Origin of the sequence: Pseudideonella sakaiensis (assembly GCF_048320135.1) — a bacterium.
Taxonomy (GTDB): Bacteria; Pseudomonadota; Gammaproteobacteria; order Burkholderiales; family Burkholderiaceae_C; genus Ideonella_A; species Ideonella_A sakaiensis_A.
Genome location: NZ_CP182947.1, coordinates 2,182,317 through 2,202,093 on the forward strand (window position 1 = coordinate 2,182,317; position 19,777 = coordinate 2,202,093).

Genomic DNA, 19,777 nt, shown 5'->3' on the forward strand with positions numbered 1-19,777 from the left:
CGATAAGACGTCAGGGCGCGATCAAGACGGGATCGTGCGGCAACCACGATGGCGCGCAACGGGCGCGACAACCTCGACGAAAGTTTTCCGATGGCCAAAGCAGCCGACAAGACGAGTGCCGTCGGGCGTGATGGCTGGCCGAGCCGCCTGCGCGCGTTGTTGCCGGGGCGCTTGCGCCAGCGCAAACAGCCGATCGAGGCGGTCGGACCGACCTGTGATCATCGCTTCGAGCAACTGTTCGAACATGCCGGCGAGGCCTTGCTGCTGTGCAGCCGCAACGGCACCGTGCTCGCCTGCAATCCGCCAGCGGCGCGCCTGTGCGGACGGCCAGCTGCGGCGGTTGTCGGCCGCAACATGCTGCAATTCCTGAAGACCGGCAATTCGCAGAGCGCCGCCGGCCAACCGGAGACCCTGCCCGGCGAGTCGCTGCTGAAAGGCGGCACCGATGTCTGGCAGCGGGTCAAGGTCAAGGTCACGCCGATGCTGCACGACGGCACCGCGCAGCGCCTGCTGCACCTGCTGCCGGTTGCCGCCGAGCCGTCCCGCGCGAACTCGCAACTGCACCAGCTGGCAAATTTCGACAGCCTGACCGGTCTGGCCAACCGCGCCCTGTTCCGCGACCGCCTGTCGCAGGCGATGGCGCGCGCGAAACGCAGCGGCGAGCCGATGGCGCTGATGTTCCTCGATCTGGATCGCTTCAAGATCGTCAACGACAGCCTCGGCCACGAGGTCGGCGACCAGTTGCTGGTGCATGTGGCCAACCAGCTGAAGCACTGCCTGCGCACCGTCGACTCGGTCCTGCGCTGCGGCGGCGACGACCAGTTGTCGACTCTGTCGCGCCTCGGCGGCGACGAGTTCACGGTGATTGCCGAAGCGGTCGGCAATGCCGAACGGGCCGGTCTGGTCGCGCAGCGCCTGCTCGAGGCGCTGGCCATACCCTTCGTCTGCGGCGAGGAGGAAATCGTGATCGGCGCCTCGGTCGGCATCTCGCTGTACCCGACCGACGACGTCGACCTCGACGGGTTGATCCGCCATACCGACATGGCGATGTACCGCTCGAAATCGCTCGGCCGCGGCATCTTCACCTTCTACAGCGACGACCTCAACGAGGCGGTGGCCACAAGGCTGTCATTCGAAGGCAGCCTGCGCCATGCCGTCGAGCGCAAGGAATTTCTGCTCCACTACCAGCCGAAGGTCGACCTGCACAGCGGCAAGGTGACCGGCGTCGAGGCGCTGCTGCGCTGGAACTGTCCGATGAAGGGCATGATCCGGCCCGACCGCTTCATCACCGTGCTCGAAGAGACCGGCATGATCGTGCCGGTCGGCGCCTGGGTGATCCGCGCAGCCTGTGCGGAGATGGCACGCTGGGACCGGCTCGGCCTGCCGCCGCTGCGGATGGCGGTCAACATGTCGGCACGCCAGTTCAGGCACCAGCACCTCATCAAGCTGATCGAGGATACGTTGCGCGAGCACGAGATCGAACCGGGTCGACTCGAGATCGAACTGACCGAAACGCTGCTGATGGAAGACAACGAGGCCAACCGCAACATGTTCGCCAATTTCGCCCGCATCGGCGTGCGGCTGGCGATCGACGATTTCGGCACCGGCCATTCGTCGCTGGCCTACCTGAAGCGCTTCAACATCGACACGCTGAAGATCGACCGATCCTTCATCAGTGCACTGCCCGACGATGCCGACGATGCCGCGATCGCCCGCGCCGTCATCGCGATGGGCCACAGCATGCGCATGAGCGTGGTCGCCGAAGGCGTCGAGACGCAGGCCCAGGCCGATTTCCTGCGCGGTCTGGGCTGCGACGAAATCCAGGGGTATCTGCTGAGCCGGCCGCTACCGGGACCGGAACTGGTCGACTGGCTGCGCGCGCATGAAACGGTGCGGGCGAAAGCTCAGCGTGCGGTCGGCGGCAACAGCGCGCCGATGCCGCTGATGACCTTGTGGGAGTCGAAGGCCGCGGCCTGACGAAGGCTCGGACGACCCGCCGGCTCACGGCACGATGTCGAAACTGGCGGCGGTCGCCCAGAATTCGTCGAGGCAAGGCTGCCGCGGCGGACAACGCGGCTGGCCGAGGTAGAGCGGCCGACCAGCCCCGCCGAGTTGCAGATCGAGCAGCGCAGCTTCCGGGCCGGTCGGATAACGCGGATAGATCGCCTCGCGCCGCGTACCGAGCAGGCTGAAATCGCGTGGATGGCGTGACACCAGCACCAGCAGATTGCCGCGTCCCGGCGGATCGGTCAGCACCAGCCCGGCGTGGACCTGTTTGCTGGCCGGGTCCGTCACCGTGCGCGGCACCGCCTGCACGGTCCGCTTGCGGATGAAATTGTCCGGACTCAGCGCATTGGGAAAATACTGCAGCAGCACGCCGTCCGGTGTGTGCGCCAGCACATACAGGTAACCGTCGTCGCTCGACGTGATGTCCATCGCCAGCAGGTCCTGGCTGGCAATGCCGAAGACGCCACGCGACTTCAGTTGCAGCGCAACCCAGCGCCCCGGCGCACTTTGCGCCTGGATGCGCTCGAACTGATCAGCGACGTCGAATGGCGGCAATGCCGAAGACGGCGTTGCGACCGGTGCGGTCGTGATCGCGCTGCCGGCAGGCCTTGTGTCAGGCGGCGCGGATCGCGTTGGCGGCAAAGCCGGCAGCGCTGGCGGTGAGGCTGCCACCGTCGGAGCGGCCGTTGCCGGTGCCGGCCGCGACGGCGGCACAGCGGTCGATGTCCAGGCCCACCAGAAACCGCCGAGCAGCAGCGCCGCAGCTGCGGAACCGACCGCACCGAGCATCCAGCCGAGACGGCGCGAGTCAGGGCGCACGGCGTCCGTTGTTGCCGGCGCTGCGGCCTCCACTGGCGGCATTGGCGGCATTGGCGGCACTGGCGGCGCTGCCTGGCGCGCCTGGCTCGGCTCAGGCCGTTGCACGGTCTGCTCGCCGGCATCGTCCGGGCGCGCCATGCGTACTCCGGCGGGCTGCTCGGCAACGACCAGCCTGCCGGCGCCGTCGCGCTGCAGTGGGGGCAGACCGAGGTCGGCGCGCAATGCCGCCATGTCGGGCGTCCGCTCGTCGGGCCGGACGATCAATGCGCGGTCGATGGCGGCCAGAAAACGTGTGCTGTAGTGACCGGCGGCGCGGCTGACCAGCGGCACGCAGGCGTCGCCGGCGAGCCGGGCGATCGCCGCCGGCGGCTTTTCACCGGTGATCGCGAGGTGCAGCACCGCCGCCAGCGCATAGACGTCAGACCACGGCCCCTGCTTCAGATCGATGTCCGAATATTGCTCGATCGGCGCATAGCCGGGCTTGACGATGGCGGTCGGCGCCTTCTGCGACGCATCGTTGATGACCTTTCTCGCCGCGCCGAAATCGAGCAGCACCGGCCGGCCGCTGCCTTCGAGCAGCACGATGTTGTCGGGCGCGATGTCGCGGTGGTAGATGTCGGCATCGTGGATCACCGCCAGCGCATGCGTCAGCGGATCGAGCAGGCGGCGCAGCCAGGCTTCATCGGCCGGGCCGCGCAGTCGGCGCAGTTCGTCGTGCAGCGTCGGGCCTTCGTAGAACGGCATCACCATGTAGGCGGTGCCATTGGCCTCCCAGAAACGGTAAACCTTCAGCAGCGACGGGTGGTCGAAGCGCGCGAGGATCTTTGCCTCGGTGATGAAGCTGAGCAGGCCGCGCCGGAACAGCGGTTCGTCGTCGGCCGACAGGCAGGCGAGCTGCTGGCGCGCGTCGCGCTCGGCCAGGTCGGCCGGCATATATTCCTTGATCGCGACGACACGCTCGAGCGCGCGGTCCGTCGCCAGATAGACGATGCCGAAGCCGCCTTCGCCGATCACCCCGGTCAGCTCGTATTCGCCGAGCAGCGTACCGAGCGGCAGCGCATTGCCGACCACCGGGCCGGTTCCGGGCTGCATCGTCACCACGCCGGCCGGCCGGATCACGGTGGCATCGTCGGCGGCGCGATCTGCGGGCTTGTTCATCGTATGGTGGCTATCGGCGGCAGCCCCGAACGGCAGCAAGGCTCCCGGAAGCGGTGGCTTACCATCCAAGGCTCGCCCGAATGCCCATGCCCGTCAACGACCCCATCCTTTATCCCTCCGCCAGCGCAGGCACCCGGTCATTGTGCAATGCCATCCTGCACGAAGTTTTCGGCTATGACCAGTTCCGCGGCGCGCAGGCGGAAATCATCGAACATGTCAGCAACGGCGCCGATGCGCTGGTGCTGATGCCCACCGGTGGCGGCAAGAGCCTGTGTTACCAGATACCGGCGATTGCCCGGCACCGCCGCGAACAAGGTCTTTGTGTCGTCGTCAGCCCGCTGATCGCGCTGATGCACGACCAGGTTGGTGCGCTCGAGGAGGCCGGCGTGCATGCCGCCTTCCTCAATTCGTCGCTCAGCATCGACGAGGCCCAGCGCATCGAACGCGAGATGATGAGCGGTCGGCTGGTGCTTGTTTATGCAGCGCCGGAGCGGCTGGCGACGCCGCGGTTCCTGGCCCAGCTCGATTCGTTGCACGAACGCGGCCTGCTCGGCATGTTCGCGATCGACGAGGCGCACTGCGTCAGTCAATGGGGACATGATTTCCGCGAGGACTATCTCGGCCTCGACGTGCTGCACCGGCGCTATCCGGGTGTGCCGCGGATCGCGCTGACCGCGACCGCCGACGATCTGACCCGCGCCGACATCGTCGAGCGGCTGCAGCTGCAGGATGCGCGGATCTTCATCAGCAGCTTCGACCGGCCGAATATCCGCTACGGCATCGTCGAGAAGGACAATGCGCGCGCCCAGCTGCTGCGCTTCATCAACGACGAACACGAGGGCGATGCCGGCATCGTCTATTGCCAGTCGCGCAAGAAGGTCGATGAGACCGCCGCCTGGCTGGAAACCGAAGGCATCGATGCGCTGCCCTACCACGCCGGCCTCGATGCGGCGGTGCGCCGCCATCACCAGAACCGTTTCTTGCGCGAGGACGGCATCGTGATGGTTGCGACGATCGCCTTCGGCATGGGCATCGACAAGCCGGACGTGCGTTTCGTCGCCCACCTCGACCTGCCGAAGAATATCGAGGCCTATTACCAGGAAACCGGCCGCGCCGGCCGCGACGGCTTGCCTGCCGATGCCTGGATGGCCTATGGCCTCGCCGATGTCGTGAACCAGCGGCGGATGATCGACGACAGCCCGGCCGGCGACGAATTCAAGCAGGTGCAGCGCGGCAAGCTCGATGCGCTGCTGGCGCTCGCCGAAGCCCACGACTGCCGGCGGGTTCGGCTGCTTGCCTATTTCGGCGAGGCGAGCCAGCCGTGCGCTGACCATCAGCATGCCTGCGACAACTGCGCCAATCCGCCGGCGACCTGGGATGCAACGGAAGCGGCGCGCAAGGCGCTGAGCTGCATCTACCGCTTCCACCAGCATGGCGGCCAGCGCTTCGGTGCCGGACACCTGATCGACGTGCTGCGCGGCAAGGTGACCGACAAGGTCAATCAGCACAACCACCAGCAGCTGTCGACCTTCGGCATCGGCGCCGACCTCAGCGAATCGCAGTGGCGCAGCGTGCTGCGGCAGCTGATCGCGCTCGGCCACCTGCGCACCGAGGGCGACTACAACACGCTGGAACTGACCGCCAGCGCGCGCGAAGTGCTGCGCGACCAGGTGCAACTGCTGCTGCGGGTGCCGACCAAGACGACCGAGCGTGGCAGCAGGCGCCGCAGCAGCAGCGGCCGCGGCGGCGCGGTCGCGAAGGCGCCGCCGGTGCCGCTCGACGCCGAGGCGACCGAACGCTTCAATGCGCTGAAGGCGTGGCGCGCCGAAGTGGCCCGGGAGCACAACCTGCCGGCCTACATCGTCTTTCACGATGCGGCGCTCGCCGAGATGGCCCGGCAGATGCCGGGCAGCCTCGACGAACTCGGCCGGATCAATGGGGTCGGCGCGAAGAAGCTCGACGCCTACGGCGAACAGATCCTGCGCGCGTTGCACGCCGCCTGAGCTGCGGTCACGCGTTCAGCGAATCGCGATCTCGACCACCGTGCTGTCGGCGCGGTTGCCGACATTGTCGATCGCCCGTGCGAAGACCCGCAGCACACTTCGCCCGTCGGCCGGCGCGGTGATGCTCAGCTGGTACGGCGGCCGGGCGATCGTGCCGAGCGGAAACTGCACGCCCGGGTCGAGCCTGTAGAACGCGACGACATCGATGCCGTTGGCGTCGGCCGCAGCCGCTGTCAACAACACACTCTGCCCGGGCGCCACCGTGCCGGACGACGCGACCATGCTGACCGATGGCGGCCCGTCGTCGAAGAAGTCACCGCTGCCGAAACCGATCGTGACACCGCCGCCGCAGCCGACCAGGGCCGCAGCCAGCATCGCGGCAACCGCTTTCGACCGGTATCGGATCCAACGCATGGGCATGGCGGAAATCATAGGCTTGCACGCCCCGCGGTGTCGATCCGGGGGCATCGACCAGGCGGACCCGGCCGGATTGCGCTGCATCGTTATCATGTCCGGTTGCCCGTATCCCGCCACATGCCCAGCATTTCCCCCCAGATCAGGAGCCCCGCCAGCAAGATGTCGGACACCGTGCCTGAAGCCTCGATCGAGGCCGATACGATCCGCATCCGCGGCGCCCGTACGCACAACCTGAAAAATATCGACCTCGACATCCCGCGCAACCAGCTGGTCGTGATCACCGGCCTGAGCGGCTCGGGCAAGTCGAGCCTGGCCTTCGACACGCTGTATGCGGAAGGCCAGCGGCGTTATGTCGAGAGCCTGTCGGCCTATGCGCGGCAGTTCCTGCAGCTGATGGACAAGCCCGATGTCGATGTCATCGAGGGCCTGAGCCCGGCGATCAGCATCGAGCAGAAGGCGACCAGCCACAACCCGCGCTCGACGGTCGGCACGATCACCGAAATCCATGACTACATCCGGCTGCTTTATGCACGCGCCGGCACGCCGTTCTGCCCCGAGCATGCGGTCGCGCTCGAGGCACAAAGCGTCAGCCAGATGGTCGACACGACGCTGGCGCTGCCGGCCGATACCCGGCTGATGGTGCTGGCGCCCGTGGTGCGCGATCGCAAGGGCGAATTCGGCGAACTGTTCGCCGACATGCTCGGCCAGGGTTATGTGCGTTTTCGCGTCGACGGCAAGACCTTCGAATCGAGCGATCTGCCGAAACTGAAGAAGACCGAGAAACACGATATCGACGTCGTGATCGACCGCGTGAAGATCAGCCACGATCCGGCGGCCGGCCTGCAGCAGCGTCTGGCCGAGAGTTTCGAGGCTGCATTGCGGATTGCCGACGGCCGCGCGCTCGCGCTCGAGATGGACAACGAGGCCGAGCACCTGTTCTCCAGCAAGTTCGCCTGCCCGATCTGCGGCTATTCGCTGAGCGAACTCGAGCCGCGGCTGTTCTCGTTCAATTCACCGGTCGGCGCCTGCACCAGCTGCGACGGCCTCGGCAGCGTCACGGTATTCGATCCGGAGCGGGTGGTCGCGTTTCCGACGCTGAGCCTGGCCAGCGGCGCCGTCAAGGGCTGGGACAGGCGCAACGGCTATACGTTCTCGATGCTCGAAAGCGTCTCGCGGCATTACGGTTTCGACATCGATCTGCCATTCGAGCAGTTGCCGGAACAGGCGCGCCAGGTGCTGCTGTTCGGCTCCGGCGACGACGAGATTGAGTTCGTCTATGAAACGGAAGGCGCGAAGGGCCGCTCGCGCAGCGTCAAGCGCAAGCATCCGTTCGAAGGCATCCTGCCGAACCTGACGCGCCGCTTCAAGGAGACCGACTCGTCAGCGGTGCGCGAAGACCTGGCCCGTTACCAAAGCGCGAAACCCTGCCCGGCCTGCGACGGCACCCGCCTGCGCACCGAGGCGCGCCATGTTTTCCTGCAATCGGAGACCGACAATACAGAAGGCCGGCAAGGCGAGCCGATTTTCCGCGTCGAGCATTTCACGCTGCGACAGTGCCTCAGCTATTTCGAGGACCTGAAGCTGAAAGGCGCGAAGGCCGAGATCGCCGACAAGGTGATCCGCGAAATCCGCTCGCGGCTGCGCTTTCTGAACGATGTCGGCCTGAACTACCTGAGCCTGGATCGCAGCGCCGATACGCTGTCCGGCGGTGAAGCGCAGCGCATCCGGCTGGCATCGCAGATCGGCTCTGGGCTGACCGGCGTGATGTATGTGCTCGACGAACCGAGCATCGGCCTGCACCAGCGCGACAACGACCGGCTGATTGCGACGCTGCGCCATCTGCGCGACCTCGGCAACAGCGTGCTCGTCGTCGAACACGACGAGGATGCGATCCGCGCCGCCGACCATGTGATCGACATGGGACCGGGCGCCGGCATTCACGGCGGCCGGGTGATGGCGCAGGGCAGCGCCGACGATGTGGCAGCGAATCCGCAATCGCTGACCGGCCGCTATCTGGCGCGCAAGCTGCGGATCGAGGTGCCGGGGCAGCGCCGCACCCCCGATCCAGAGGCGATGCTGAAGATCCACAATGCGCGCGGCAACAACCTGCAAGGGGTCAGCGTCAACCTGCCGGTGGGCATGCTGACTTGCGTCACCGGTGTCTCCGGCTCCGGCAAGAGCACGCTGGTCAACGACACGCTGTATGCGGCGGTCGCACGCAAGCTCTACAACAGCCACCTCGAGGCGCAGCCGCACGACAGCATCGACGGTCTCGACGCCTTCGACAAGGTGATCAACGTCGACCAGAGCCCGATCGGCCGCACGCCGCGCAGCAATCCGGCGACCTATACCGGGTTGTTCACGCCGATCCGCGAGCTGTTCGCCGAAATGAATACCGCTCGCGAACGCGGCTACGGGCCCGGCCGCTTCAGCTTCAACGTCGCCGGCGGCCGCTGCGAGGCCTGCCAGGGTGACGGCGTGCTGAAGGTCGAGATGCACTTCCTGCCCGATGTCTATGTGCCTTGCGACGTCTGCCACGGCAAACGCTACAACCGCGAGACGCTGGAAGTGCAGTACAAGGGCAAGAACATCACCGAGGTGCTGGCGATGACGGTCGAGGATGCCCACGCCTATTTCAGTGCGGTGCCGGCGATCGCCCGCAAGCTGCAGACGCTGCTCGATGTCGGCCTCGGTTATATCCACCTCGGCCAGAGTGCGACGACGCTGTCAGGCGGCGAGGCGCAACGCGTCAAGCTGGCGCTCGAACTGAGCAAGCGCGATACCGGCCGCACGCTGTACATCCTCGACGAGCCGACGACCGGCCTGCATTTCGCCGACATCGACCTGCTGCTGAAGGTGCTGCACCAGTTGCGCGACGCGGGCAATACGATCGTCGTGATCGAGCACAACCTCGACGTCATCAAGACCGCCGACTGGCTGATCGACATGGGACCGGAAGGTGGATCCGGTGGCGGCACCGTGGTGGCCCAGGGAACACCCGAACAGGTGGCGGCGAATCCGGCCAGTTTTACCGGCCAGTATCTGAAGACGATGCTCGAGCCGCTCGCGATTGCTGCGACAGCCAGCGCATCGGCGGCCGGCTGACTACACTGCAACGCATTTCTCGACTCAGGAGTTTCGCCATGCCGACCCGCATCGATTACTACATGGTGCCGCAATCACCATTCGTCTACCTCGGCCACCAGCGATTGATGCAGATCGCCAGCAAGGCTGGCGCGCAAGTGCGCTTGCTGCCGTTCGACCTCGGCAAGGTGTTCACGGTATCGGGCGGCCTGCCGCTCGGCCAGCGTGCACCGCAGCGCCGCGCCTACCGGCTGCTCGAACTGCGGCGCTTCTCCGAAGCGCTGGGGCTGCCGATGCACATCGAGCCGGCGTTTTTTCCGGTCGCCGGGGATGATGCGGCGCGGCTGCTGATCGCGGTTGATGCGGCCGATGGCACCGAAGCCGCGCTGCGGCTTGCCCGCGCGGTCACGCGCGCGGTGTGGGAAGAGCAACGCAACATCGCCGACGTCGCAACGCTTGGCGAACTGCTCGCCGCCGAAAACCTGCCGGCATCACGCATCGAAGAATCGAAATCCGCGCAGGTGCAGCAGACCTACGACGCGAATACGCAGCAAGCGATCGACACCGGCATCTTCGGCGCGCCGAGCTTCGTGATCGATGGGGAGTTGTTCTGGGGCCAGGATCGGCTCGATTTCGTCGAGCGCAAGCTGCCCGGCAGCCGATAGACGGTCAACAAGAAAAAAGGCCGGTGCAAATGCACCGGCCCTTGTTCAACAAACGCCCGGATCAGCTGAGGTGGGCGTTGACCAGCTTGGTCATCTCGAACATCGAGACCTGCGGCTTCTTGAAGATCTCCTTGAGCTTCGCGTCGGCGTTGATCATCGTCTTCTTCTGGGGGTCCTGCAGCTTGTTGGCCTTGATGTACTCCCAGATCTTCTTCGTCACCTCGGTCCGCGGCATCGGCTTCGAGCCGATCACCGCAGCCAGCTGCGGACTCGGCTTCATTTCCTTCATGAACGCCGCATTCGGGGTGCGCTTCTTCGCCGGAGCGGCCTTCTTGGCAGCAGCCGCCTTGACCGGTGCCGCCTTGGTGGCCGGAGCGGCCTTTTTCGCAGTTGCCATCTGAAATTTTCTCCATCACAAAGTTGTTGATGTGCCCGGGCGGGGTGAGCATCGCGTGAACGCTCTTTCTCTCTCGCACCGCGCGACGCGAATGGTACTGCGCACCTGGGGTATTGAGAAGCCGTTTTCAGAGGAGAAACGAACAATGTGCAACATCAATCGTCGATTTGTCGCCGCCTTGCATCATTCGCGCGTGCATCGCGACGATTTGCGCCTGCCGATCGGCTGAACGCTTGCTGCAAAGACTCGCGTCGATGCGCATCGACGGATGCATCAATCGCCGAGCGCCAGGCCTTCGCGGCGCGGATCAACGCCGCCGACGAGCGCCTTCGATTGACCAGCAGTGCCGCGAACGATGGTGGCGGTGCCGCTCGACTGCGCAGCGACGCTGACCTGATGTCCGAGCGCACGCAGTCCCTTGACCAGGCTGTCATTGGCGCCACTGGCGGCCGCATCGACATTCGGATGCTCGCCACCGAGCGTTGTCGTTGCGGTATTGCTGCTGCCGAAATTGACCATCGCGGTCGCCTGCTGCGCATCGAGCCCCCAGTCGAGCACACCGATCAATGTCTTGCTGACGAACTGGATGATGCTGGCGCCCCCGGGTGATCCGGTCGCCATCACCAGCGGGCCGCGCGAACCGTCGGCCGCCTTTGCGAATACCAGCGTCGGCGCCATCGAACTGCGCGGCCGCTTGCCAGGACCGACACGGTTGGCGATCGGGCCGTCGGCATCGGAAGGCGCGATCGAGAAGTCGGTCAGCTCGTTGTTCAGCAGGAAGCCGTTGGTCATCCGGTACGAGCCCATCGAACCTTCGATGCTGCTGGTCAATGCGACGGCATTGCCGTAGCGGTCGACGATGCTGACATGGGTGGTGCCGACGCCTTCGGCATCGCTGCGGCCTTGGGCGGTCCAGCCGGCAAACTTCCCGGCAGGCGCGACGCCGATGCTGCGGTCTGGACGGATCAGCCTGGCCCGCTCGCGCAGATAGTCCTTGTCGAGAAGTGCAGCCGGACTGCCGCCGGGCAATGGCACGAAATCGGTATCGGCGACATAACGTGCGCGGTCGGCATAGGCCAGGCGTTGTGCCTCGCTGATCAGGTGCACTGCCATCGGCGCCGGCTTGCCACCATTGGCATCGATCGACTGCGGTGGGTATTCGGCCAATCGATGGTTTTCCAGGATGCCGAGGATCTGCGCCACCGCAATGCCGCCCGACGACGGCGGCGGCATGCCACAGACCCAATGCTTGCGGTAGCTGCTGCAGACCGGCTCGCGTCTGATCGCCCGGTAGTTCGCAAGATCGGCCAATGTCGTCAGTCCCGGAGTCAGCGCAACTGCGTTTGGTCCGCTGCCGACGGTTGCACCGATCTTGTCGACGATGGCACGGGCGATCGGCCCGCGGTGCAGCGCATCGGCGCCGCCATCGGCGATCGCGCGCAGCGTTTCTCGATAGGCCGGGTTCTTCATCAGCGTGCCGAGCGGCTTCGCTGCGTGATCGGGCGAAGGGCCATAGAAATAAGCGGTCGCTTCGGCATCGGCAAGCAGGTTGGCTCGGCTTGCGGCGATGGCATCGGCGAGCCGACCGCTGATCCTGAAACCGTCGGTCGCCAGCCGGCCGGCATCGGCGAACAGCTCGCGCCACGGCAGTTTGCCGTTGTCGCGATGCGCCAGCTCGAGCATGCGCACGATGCCCGGCGTGCCGATCGAGCGGCCGCTGGCACGCACGCCGGAGAAGATCACACGCGGGTCGCTGGCACCCGGCGGTGTCGGCAGCGGGTATGCCGTATTGCCGTTGCCGATCTGTCGCAGGTAGTTGCCGTCGGCCGCCGCCGGCGCCTGTTCACGCCCGTCGTAGGCGACCACCCGGCCGCTGGCTGCGTCGAAGTGCAGCAGAAAACCACCGCCGCCCAGTCCGGACGATTGCGGCTCGACCAGTCCGAGGACGGCCTGCACGGCAACGGCTGCATCAACCGCGGTGCCGCCGCGCCGCAACACGTCGCATCCCGCCTGGCTGGCCAATGGATTTGCGCTGACGACCAGGTAGTCGCGCGCAACGACAGGTTGGATGCCGAGCCGGAAACCCGACGACGGTTCGGGCAGCGCCGGATCCCCGGCAACACCGGATCCGACGACGACACCGGCTGCGCCCGGTGCGTTGCACGATCCGTCGGCCACCGGTGCTGCGGGCGGCATCGCGCAAGCCGACAGCAGCAGACCGAGCATTGCCGCGACCAGCGGCCGTTGCCATCGCCAGCGCCTGATGGCGGCGGGCAAGCGCTGGCGGGAGCAAATCCTTGCATCAACGGCAGAAGTTGTCGGCATGGTGCGAGTCGGCTGGTGGCGGATCGGCGGCGCTGTATGACGGCGCACTATAGGGGCCGGAAACGCCGCAGTCACGTTATGCTGGCGGCATGAAACTGATTGTTCGATGGCTGTTGCTCGCGGCGGCGCTGTTGATGGTCGCCTATCTGTACAGCGGCGTCGCGGTGACGAGTTTTGTCAGCGCGATGATTGCTGCGCTGGTGCTCGGTCTGTTCAACACGCTGCTGCGGCCGATCCTGATCCTGCTGACGCTGCCGGCGACGCTGCTGACGCTCGGCCTGTTCCTGTTCGTGATCAATGCGGCGATGTTCTATCTGGCCGCACGGGTGCTCGACGGATTCAGCGTCACCGGATTTGGCGCCGCGCTGATCGGCTCGCTGATCTACAGCGCGTGCGGCATGGTGATCGATGCCGCGATGGAGCGGATCTTTCCGACGCCCGGCTGAAACCGGCGCTGCTCAACCGCCGCGGCGTTGCTGCTCGCGCTCGAGCATTTCGAGGCGCCGTTCGGCCTCGATCGTGCGCAGACGCGCATCGATCACCGAGGCATCGATGAAGTCGACCGGTCCGCCGGCGCGCGCCAGCGTCTGGCCGGCACGCAGCCGGTCGATCGCACCGGTCAGGTCACCGATCGCATAACGGCCCTCGGCTTCGGCGCGCATCGAGCGCAGCGGAAAGTCGAGCCTGCTCCAGACCTGCGACAACACCAGCCACGCGGTCGCATCCTGCGGATGGTCGGCGACCCAGGTCTGCAGCCGGCCGGCTTGCTGGCGCAGCGCCGGATCGGCGGCATTGCCGAGCATCGCGATCCGTGCCGCCAGGAGCACTACCGGACGCCGGGAGGCGTGGGCCGCCGGCAGGGCCGCCAGCGCAGCCGCTGCGGCTGCCGCATCGCCGCGCTCGAGCCGCGATTCGGCGACCAGCATCGTCAGATTGGCTTCGGCGCGGCCACCCTGTTCGGCACCTGCAGCGCGCAGCAAGCGCGCCGCCTGCGCCAGCGCGGCATCGGCACGGGGCCAGTCGCGCAACAAGGTCGAGGCAAATGCGCTCGATATCGCCGCGGACAATGCATCGCTGATCGCCTGCCTGTCGTTGCGCCGCAGCGGCACCGCATCCTGGTCGGATGTCTGCAGGCGTTGCAAGGCCTGCACCCGCGTATCCATCAGCACCCTGGCACGGGCCTGCGCGAGCACATGTTCGAGCTGGCCAACCGGCGCTGCGACATCGGCAGTGCCGAGCCGCGCGCGGGCAGCGCCGATGCGCTCGGTGGTCAGCGGATGGCTGCGCAGGTACGGAAAGCCGCCGCTGTCGTTGAGCCGCGAGCCTTGGTCGAGTTTCTCGAACATCGCAGCCATGCCGCTCGATGAAAAACCGGCACTGGTCAGCAGGCTGAAGCCGATGCGATCGGCCTCGCGCTCCATGTCGCGCGAAAAATTGAGCTGTCCCTGGATGCTCGCCGCCTGGCCGCCGGTGATCACCGCATTGGCCGCATCTCCGCGGTTGCTGCGACTGGCCGCCAGCAAGCCGACGATCATCGCGGCGGCACTGAGCAGCGACTGCCGTTTGCTGTTGACGATGCCGCGTGCGATGTGGCGCTGCGTCACGTGCGACAACTCGTGGGCCAGCACCGACGCCAGTTCGTCGGCCGACGAGGTCATTGCGATCAGCCCGAGGTGGATGCCGACGAAGCCGCCCGGCAATGCAAATGCGTTGACGCTGCGGTCGCGGACCAGAAACGCCTCCCATGCGAAACGCTGGCTGGATTCGGCGGAGATTTCACCGTGTTTGCGTGCGGCGGTGACCAGCGGCTGCCAGATCGACTGCATGTAGTCGAACAGCAGCGGGTCGTCGATGTAGTCGGGGTCGCGCCGGATCTCGCGCATGATCTCGTCGCCGATCTTGCGCTCGAAGCCGACCTCGAAATCGGCCGATACCGAGTCACCGAGCGCCGGCAACTGGTTCTGCGCTTGCGCCGGTGCAACGATTGCGCTGCCGGCCACTGCACCGGCACATACAAGAGCGACGGCCCGCCGCCAGCCGGAATACAAGGACTGAGGTCTGGAAGGCATCAAGGGCTGCAGCCTTGCGGCTGGATGAAGGGCCGGCGGAACAGGCCCGCGCATGCTGCGGTTGCGGGCCGGCGTCGCGGCCGGATGCCGCAACGCATCGTTATCATGCGCCACGAACATTTCCCGACTGTTTCCAGGTCTCTTCGATGACGTCAGCCGCTCCCGCACCGCAACCGTCGCCGCACGACCAGCCGTCCGGCGGCCTGACCCATTTCGACGCGCAGGGCCAGGCACAGATGGTCGATGTATCGGCCAAGAACGAAACGCACCGGATCGCCCGCGCCAACGGTCGGATCCGGATGCTGCCGGCAACGCTGGAACTGATCAGGTCGGGCAGCGCAAAAAAGGGCGACGTGATCGGTGTGGCGCGGATTGCGGCAATCCAGGCCGCCAAGCGGACCGCCGACCTGATCCCGTTGTGCCATCCGCTGCCGATCACGCGCGTCACCGTCGAATTCGAGCTCGACGCAGCGGACAATGCCGTCGTCTGCACCGCGCAGGTCGAGACGCTCGGCCGCACCGGGGTCGAGATGGAAGCACTGACCGCGGTGCAGATCGGCTTGCTGACCGTCTACGACATGTGCAAGGCGGTCGATCGCGGCATGGTGATCGACGCGGTGCGGGTGCTCGAAAAACACGGCGGCAAGTCGGGCAGCTGGAGCGCCGCCGGCTGACACGGCAAACCGCTCAGCGAAATGCAGCCGCGTCGAGCGGCGCGCTGGCCGGACGACACTGGAATGGCAACTGCTCGGCCGGCTGCGCGCCATCGCAGACGGCCAAAAAGGCCTGCGAACCCGGATTGCCGAATTCACGCAGCCGATCGGCCAGATGGCGGGCGCGGCGTTGGTCGCCAAGTTCGTCGAATGCCTTGGCCCAGGCCATCATCAGGCGGGTATCGAGCAGAAAATGGCTCGCATGCTCGAAGGCCGGCAGCTCCTGCGACGGCCGTTCGGCCGTGGTCGCCTGCGCGTAATGGGCATGGTGGGCAAAAAAGACGCTGCGCTTGCCGTCGGCAATCCGCTGCCCAAGCGGTGCCGCATCGGCAGGCGGCGAAAAGATCACGACGATCTTGCGGTAGTCGTGCACCGCGAAAGCGGTTCCGGCCAGCATCACCACCGCGGCGAGCCGCAGCGTCTGATTTCCATGGCCGGCCCGTTCTGCCTCCGGTGGCGCCGCCGCAGACGACGGCGCCAGGCAGATGCCGATCGCAAACATCGTCGGCAGCAGAAAATGCAGGTACCACAACGGGTATTCGAGCAGGCTGTGCAACAGGATCAGCAGGATCAGCAGCAGCGGCGCACGAGCCGCTGGCCGTGCACTGTCGGCGCGCCAGCAGCGCCAAATGCTCAGTGCAGCAGCGGCGAGCAGCAGCATGCCGAGCGGAATGCCGAGTTCGACCAGCCACTGCAACACGAGGTTGTGGCTGTGGTCGTAGAACTGCGTCGGGCGGCCCGGAAACGGCGTCAGCGTCCAGACCAGGTTGAATTCGCCGAATCCGACGCCGAACAGCGGATGGCTGCGGATCAACTCGACGGTATTCGACCAGATCGCGAAACGCGCGCTCGACACATCGCCGCCGCTGGCGATGCGGTCGACCGCATCGGCGCTGCCGAGCGACGCGGCGGCCCACCATTTGAACAACCACCAGCCGACGGCATAGGCCACCGGCAGCAGCCACAACAGCCGCCGTGACGACGACGACAGGCTGCGGTCGACGACACCCCAGCCGGCCAGCAGCACGATGCCGAGCGCGCCGGTGCGCGAGCCGGTCAATACGACGGCGGCAACCAGCAGCAGCGCCGACAGCCAGAGCGCCAAGCGGGGCAGCGCGGACGTTTCCCGCAGCCAGATCACGCCGACGATGGCCCACAACGCGAGTGAACTGAGGTGATTCGGCTGACGCAGATTGGCCGATGCACGCCCGACGTATGAACTACCACTGATCAATGCGTTGCCGGTCCACTCGGGCTGGAAAATCTGCACTGCGGCAAACAGTGCACTGAGCAGGCCGGCCGCCACCAGCGGAAAAAACAGCAACCGCAATGCGTCTGCAGCAAACGGCCCGGCGCCGAAAGTCGCGCCTGCGAGCAGCAGCAGCACCGCGCCGGCCAGACAGGCCACCGCCGACCAGGCCAGGCTGGCTGGCAGGCCATGCACCGCCACTGACGCGGCCGCGGCCGCGATCAGGCAGAGCAGGATCAGCAGCATCGGCGCCACGGCGGCAATCACGCGGCGCAGCGGCGGCAGCGTCACAGCGGCGCGCTGCGACAGCATCACGACCAGCAGCGCCCACGCGGCCCAGGCGGCGATCTGGTTGACGAAGGTCGATGTCGGCGGCAGGCTGTAGGTCAGCAGCCAGGGCAGGCTCAGGGCCAGCAGCAGCACGCCAGCATTGGCCGACGGCAGCAGGCGTGATGGTTCGGGGGCAGGATGGGATCGCATCAGCCGGAAGTGTCGGCGATTCCGGATCCTCAGGAGCCGCGCGGTGAGGGAGTTGGCGACTGGGCGCATCGCGCGCGGCCGCTGCATCTCATCGTCAGCGCAGCAAAGACAAAGGGGCGGCTTGCGCCGCCCCTCGGTGTATCAGGTCAGGACCGGATATCAGCCGCGGCACGAACCCGGCAGATACTTCTTCTCGATGTTGGTGCCGGTGCCACCGCAGACCCACTTCGTGATGTTGACACCAACATCGGTCGCGGTCAGCGGCGTCGACTCGTCCTTGTACGGGATCAGCGTCAGCGCGTTGTTGGTGCCCAGCGCCTTGATGCCGGCGTCCGTGCCATCGGCGGTCACCGTGATCGTACCGGCGTTGGAAACTTCGACCTTGCTGACATATTTGGAGCTCTTCGTCGCCGGATCGGTATTGCAGGCGAACAGCGTGGCCGTCATCGGCGTGGTCGTCGTCGACTGCACGGTCTCGGTAACCGTGGTGCGGCACGACGAAGCGGCCAGCACGACTTCAGACACCTTGGCGCGGACCGTGTAGTCCTGGTAAGCCGGCAGCGCGACCGCGGCGAGGATGCCGATGATCGCGACAACGATCATCAGTTCGATCAGGGTAAAACCTTGTTGAACGCGTTTCATGAGAATCTCCTGGAAGGGGTGGGAATGCCCAATGCCATGTGCACGCCGCGTGCCAGCCAGGGCTCGCCTGGAAACTCGCAATATCGGGTTCCATATTGACAAATTTCGTCGCGTCTCGCGATTTGCGGCAGGCGCAATTTGTCGCCGCTGACAGGATTTGTCATCAACCGTCCCAGCGGCTGCTATGGTCACGCAATGGCCGAATCCGGCCTAGTCCGGCTGGACGCAAAAAGGGCGGCTTGCGCCGCCCTTTTTTCTGTCAGATCTGCAAATCAGCCGCGGCACGAACCCGGCAGATATTTCTTCTCGATCGTGGTGCCGGTGCCTCCGCAGACCCACTTGCTGATGTTGACACCGACGTCGGTGGCGGTCAGCGGAGTCGTATCGTCCTTGAAAGGAACCAGCGTCAGCTTGTTATTCGTGTCCAGCGCCTTGATGCCGCTCGCCGTGCCATCGGCGGTGACGGTAATCGCACCAGCGTTCGAGACCTCGATCGTGTTGACGTACTTGGAGCTCTTCGTCGCGGGATCCGAATTGCAGGCGAACAGGGCCGATGTCATCGGCGTGGTCGTCGTCGACTGGACCGTCTCGGTGACCGTGGTGCGGCACGACGAAGCGGCCAGCACGACTTCAGACACCTTGGCGCGGACCGTGTAGTCCTGGTAGGCCGGCAGCGCGACGGCGGCGAGGATGCCGATGATCGCGACAACGATCATCAGTTCGATCAGGGTAAAACCTTGTTGAACGCGTTTCATGGGGACTCCTCGGGGTGGATGGGATGCTCCGAAGATCGCATGCGCCGTGCCAGGGCATCTGAGGCCTGATCGACCGCAAAAAGCGCCGAAAAGTGACCAGAAACGTCACATTTGCCGGCACGCCCTGCGTTCTGTGTCACAGCTGACAAGAATTGTCACTTGCGGCGGGGGCCGGCCGGCACGACCTCGACCGGCGGCTCAGCCGAAATTCATCACCTGCCCGATCTGCAAGGCATCGAGCCGCTGGTCGACCGCCAACTCGGCAAGCTCGGCCATCACGGTCGTCCGTTCGCCCGGCTTGATGTGGGTGACATAGACCAGAACACCGGGCGCCAGTGACGCCAGTTCGATCTGCAGTTGAGAAGGGCACAGGTGACCGCTGACCTGCGCCAGTTCGAGATCATCGTTGCCGAATGCCGTCTCGATCACCAGAAAATGGACGTCCAGACCGGCCAGACGTTTCCACAACGCCGGATTCGGACCGGTATCGCCGGTGAAGACCCAATAGCCCTGCTTACCGCGGATCGCAAAACCGACCGCCGGCACCGTATGTGCCGCCGGCAGCACCTCGATCTCGCGACCGCACAGTTGCAGCCGGTCGCCGACCTCGAACGGCGCGAAGTCGAGCACCGGTTGCTCGGTGCTCGGCAGGCGGGTGAAATCGGGCCAGATGATGCCGTTGAAGATGTGGTCCCGCAGCGCAGCAATCGTTGCCGGCAGCGCATGCACGGTGACCGGGCCGCGCCCGGCGGCGCCGCGGATATTCATCACCGCATCGGCGAGCAGCGCGATCGAAACCACGTGGTCGAGATGGGAATGGCTGATGCAGATGTGTTCGATGCGCGCCAGCTGGCCCAGTGTCAGGTCGCCGACGCCGGTGCCGGCATCGATCAATACGCCTTCGTCGAGCAGAAAGGCCGTGGTCCGGCAACCGGCCGCAATCGCGCCGGAGCAGCCGAGCACGCGGATGCTCATGGTGTCTGACCTCGGACGG

Annotated in this window: 15 protein-coding genes and 1 pseudogene; 7 read left to right on the forward strand and 9 right to left on the reverse strand. The window is 66.0% G+C overall.

Annotated elements, in window-relative coordinates:
* The first annotated feature begins 48 nt into the window (after window positions 1-48).
* On the forward strand, window positions 49-1,977 hold the full coding sequence (locus tag ACNH6H_RS09760) for an EAL domain-containing protein (protein WP_418317308.1): 1,929 nt from the start codon (window positions 49-51) through the stop codon (window positions 1,975-1,977).
* Between the two features lie 24 nt (window positions 1,978-2,001).
* Here the strand turns inward: ACNH6H_RS09760 and ACNH6H_RS09765 are convergent, their stop codons facing one another.
* On the reverse strand, window positions 2,002-3,984 hold the full coding sequence (locus ACNH6H_RS09765) for a protein kinase domain-containing protein (RefSeq protein WP_418317309.1): 1,983 nt from the start codon (window positions 3,982-3,984) through the stop codon (window positions 2,002-2,004).
* Window positions 3,985-4,064: 80 nt separating this feature from the next.
* Here ACNH6H_RS09765 and recQ point away from each other — a divergent pair, with 80 nt between their 5' ends.
* Window positions 4,065-5,987 carry a DNA helicase RecQ gene (recQ, locus tag ACNH6H_RS09770; RefSeq protein WP_418317310.1) on the forward strand — a complete coding sequence of 641 codons (1,923 nt, stop codon included), beginning with the start codon at window positions 4,065-4,067 and terminating at the stop codon, window positions 5,985-5,987.
* 15 nt (window positions 5,988-6,002) lie between these two features.
* On the opposite strand, the gene ACNH6H_RS09775 is transcribed toward recQ, so the two are convergent.
* Entirely contained in the window at window positions 6,003-6,401 is a 399-nt protein-coding gene (locus tag ACNH6H_RS09775) for an Ig-like domain-containing protein (protein ID WP_418317311.1), read from the reverse strand.
* 162 nt (window positions 6,402-6,563) lie between these two features.
* On the opposite strand from ACNH6H_RS09775, the gene uvrA reads away from it, so the two are divergent.
* Entirely contained in the window at window positions 6,564-9,509 is a 2,946-nt protein-coding gene (gene uvrA / locus ACNH6H_RS09780; protein WP_418317312.1) for an excinuclease ABC subunit UvrA, read from the forward strand.
* 38 nt (window positions 9,510-9,547) lie between these two features.
* Window positions 9,548-10,153: a 2-hydroxychromene-2-carboxylate isomerase gene (locus tag ACNH6H_RS09785; protein ID WP_418317313.1), complete on the forward strand. Its 606-nt coding sequence runs from the start codon at window positions 9,548-9,550 to the stop codon at window positions 10,151-10,153.
* A 61-nt stretch (window positions 10,154-10,214) separates the two neighbouring features.
* Here ACNH6H_RS09785 and ACNH6H_RS09790 read toward each other — a convergent pair.
* Window positions 10,215-10,547 (reverse strand): annotated as a pseudogene (locus ACNH6H_RS09790) (SWIB/MDM2 domain-containing protein); the annotation flags it as partial.
* 58 nt (window positions 10,548-10,605) lie between these two features.
* On the opposite strand from ACNH6H_RS09790, the gene ACNH6H_RS09795 reads away from it, so the two are divergent.
* Window positions 10,606-10,779 carry a hypothetical protein gene (locus ACNH6H_RS09795; protein ID WP_418317314.1) on the forward strand — a complete coding sequence of 58 codons (174 nt, stop codon included), beginning with the start codon at window positions 10,606-10,608 and terminating at the stop codon, window positions 10,777-10,779.
* 44 nt (window positions 10,780-10,823) lie between these two features.
* Here the strand turns inward: ACNH6H_RS09795 and ACNH6H_RS09800 are convergent, their stop codons facing one another.
* The gene (locus ACNH6H_RS09800) at window positions 10,824-12,776 is read right to left on the reverse strand and encodes a gamma-glutamyltransferase family protein (RefSeq protein ID WP_418317315.1); all 1,953 of its coding nucleotides are present in this window, start codon (window positions 12,774-12,776) and stop codon (window positions 10,824-10,826) included.
* A 188-nt stretch (window positions 12,777-12,964) separates the two neighbouring features.
* Here ACNH6H_RS09800 and ACNH6H_RS09805 point away from each other — a divergent pair, with 188 nt between their 5' ends.
* Entirely contained in the window at window positions 12,965-13,321 is a 357-nt protein-coding gene (locus ACNH6H_RS09805; protein ID WP_418317316.1) for a phage holin family protein, read from the forward strand.
* A 12-nt stretch (window positions 13,322-13,333) separates the two neighbouring features.
* Here ACNH6H_RS09805 and ACNH6H_RS09810 read toward each other — a convergent pair whose 3' ends face one another.
* On the reverse strand, window positions 13,334-14,944 hold the full coding sequence (locus ACNH6H_RS09810) for a M48 family metalloprotease (protein WP_418317317.1): 1,611 nt from the start codon (window positions 14,942-14,944) through the stop codon (window positions 13,334-13,336).
* Window positions 14,945-15,090: 146 nt separating this feature from the next.
* Here ACNH6H_RS09810 and moaC point away from each other — a divergent pair, with 146 nt between their 5' ends.
* A complete protein-coding gene (gene moaC, locus ACNH6H_RS09815) occupies window positions 15,091-15,618 on the forward strand; it encodes a cyclic pyranopterin monophosphate synthase MoaC (protein ID WP_418317318.1) in 528 nt (175 codons plus the stop codon).
* A 13-nt stretch (window positions 15,619-15,631) separates the two neighbouring features.
* On the opposite strand, the gene ACNH6H_RS09820 is transcribed toward moaC, so the two are convergent.
* From ACNH6H_RS09820 to ACNH6H_RS09835, 4 genes are all read right to left on the reverse strand, one after another.
* Window positions 15,632-17,386, reverse strand: coding sequence for a Wzy polymerase domain-containing protein (locus ACNH6H_RS09820; RefSeq protein ID WP_418317319.1), 1,755 nt, complete (start codon window positions 17,384-17,386; stop codon window positions 15,632-15,634).
* Window positions 17,387-17,545: 159 nt separating this feature from the next.
* Window positions 17,546-18,028 carry a pilin gene (locus ACNH6H_RS09825; protein ID WP_418317320.1) on the reverse strand — a complete coding sequence of 161 codons (483 nt, stop codon included), beginning with the start codon at window positions 18,026-18,028 and terminating at the stop codon, window positions 17,546-17,548.
* 272 nt (window positions 18,029-18,300) lie between these two features.
* The gene (locus ACNH6H_RS09830) at window positions 18,301-18,783 is read right to left on the reverse strand and encodes a pilin (RefSeq protein ID WP_418317321.1); all 483 of its coding nucleotides are present in this window, start codon (window positions 18,781-18,783) and stop codon (window positions 18,301-18,303) included.
* A 198-nt stretch (window positions 18,784-18,981) separates the two neighbouring features.
* A complete protein-coding gene (locus tag ACNH6H_RS09835) occupies window positions 18,982-19,758 on the reverse strand; it encodes an MBL fold metallo-hydrolase (RefSeq protein ID WP_418317322.1) in 777 nt (258 codons plus the stop codon).
* Window positions 19,759-19,777: the final 19 nt, after the last annotated feature.

What these genes read in the sequence shown, in the direction of transcription:
- ACNH6H_RS09760 (WP_418317308.1), top strand. Translation starts at nt 49, where the DNA reads ATGGCGCGCAACGGGCGCGACAACCTCGACGAAAGTTTTCCGATGGCC.
- ACNH6H_RS09765 (WP_418317309.1), bottom strand. Translation starts at nt 3,984, where the DNA reads ATGAACAAGCCCGCAGATCGCGCCGCCGACGATGCCACCGTGATCCGG.
- recQ (WP_418317310.1), top strand. Translation starts at nt 4,065, where the DNA reads ATGCCCATGCCCGTCAACGACCCCATCCTTTATCCCTCCGCCAGCGCA.
- ACNH6H_RS09775 (WP_418317311.1), bottom strand. Translation starts at nt 6,401, where the DNA reads ATGCGTTGGATCCGATACCGGTCGAAAGCGGTTGCCGCGATGCTGGCT.
- uvrA (WP_418317312.1), top strand. Translation starts at nt 6,564, where the DNA reads ATGTCGGACACCGTGCCTGAAGCCTCGATCGAGGCCGATACGATCCGC.
- ACNH6H_RS09785 (WP_418317313.1), top strand. Translation starts at nt 9,548, where the DNA reads ATGCCGACCCGCATCGATTACTACATGGTGCCGCAATCACCATTCGTC.
- ACNH6H_RS09800 (WP_418317315.1), bottom strand. Translation starts at nt 12,776, where the DNA reads ATGCTCGGTCTGCTGCTGTCGGCTTGCGCGATGCCGCCCGCAGCACCG.
- ACNH6H_RS09805 (WP_418317316.1), top strand. Translation starts at nt 12,965, where the DNA reads ATGAAACTGATTGTTCGATGGCTGTTGCTCGCGGCGGCGCTGTTGATG.
- ACNH6H_RS09810 (WP_418317317.1), bottom strand. Translation starts at nt 14,944, where the DNA reads ATGCCTTCCAGACCTCAGTCCTTGTATTCCGGCTGGCGGCGGGCCGTC.
- moaC (WP_418317318.1), top strand. Translation starts at nt 15,091, where the DNA reads ATGACGTCAGCCGCTCCCGCACCGCAACCGTCGCCGCACGACCAGCCG.
- ACNH6H_RS09820 (WP_418317319.1), bottom strand. Translation starts at nt 17,386, where the DNA reads ATGCGATCCCATCCTGCCCCCGAACCATCACGCCTGCTGCCGTCGGCC.
- ACNH6H_RS09825 (WP_418317320.1), bottom strand. Translation starts at nt 18,028, where the DNA reads ATGAAACGCGTTCAACAAGGTTTTACCCTGATCGAACTGATGATCGTT.
- ACNH6H_RS09830 (WP_418317321.1), bottom strand. Translation starts at nt 18,783, where the DNA reads ATGAAACGCGTTCAACAAGGTTTTACCCTGATCGAACTGATGATCGTT.
- ACNH6H_RS09835 (WP_418317322.1), bottom strand. Translation starts at nt 19,758, where the DNA reads ATGAGCATCCGCGTGCTCGGCTGCTCCGGCGCGATTGCGGCCGGTTGC.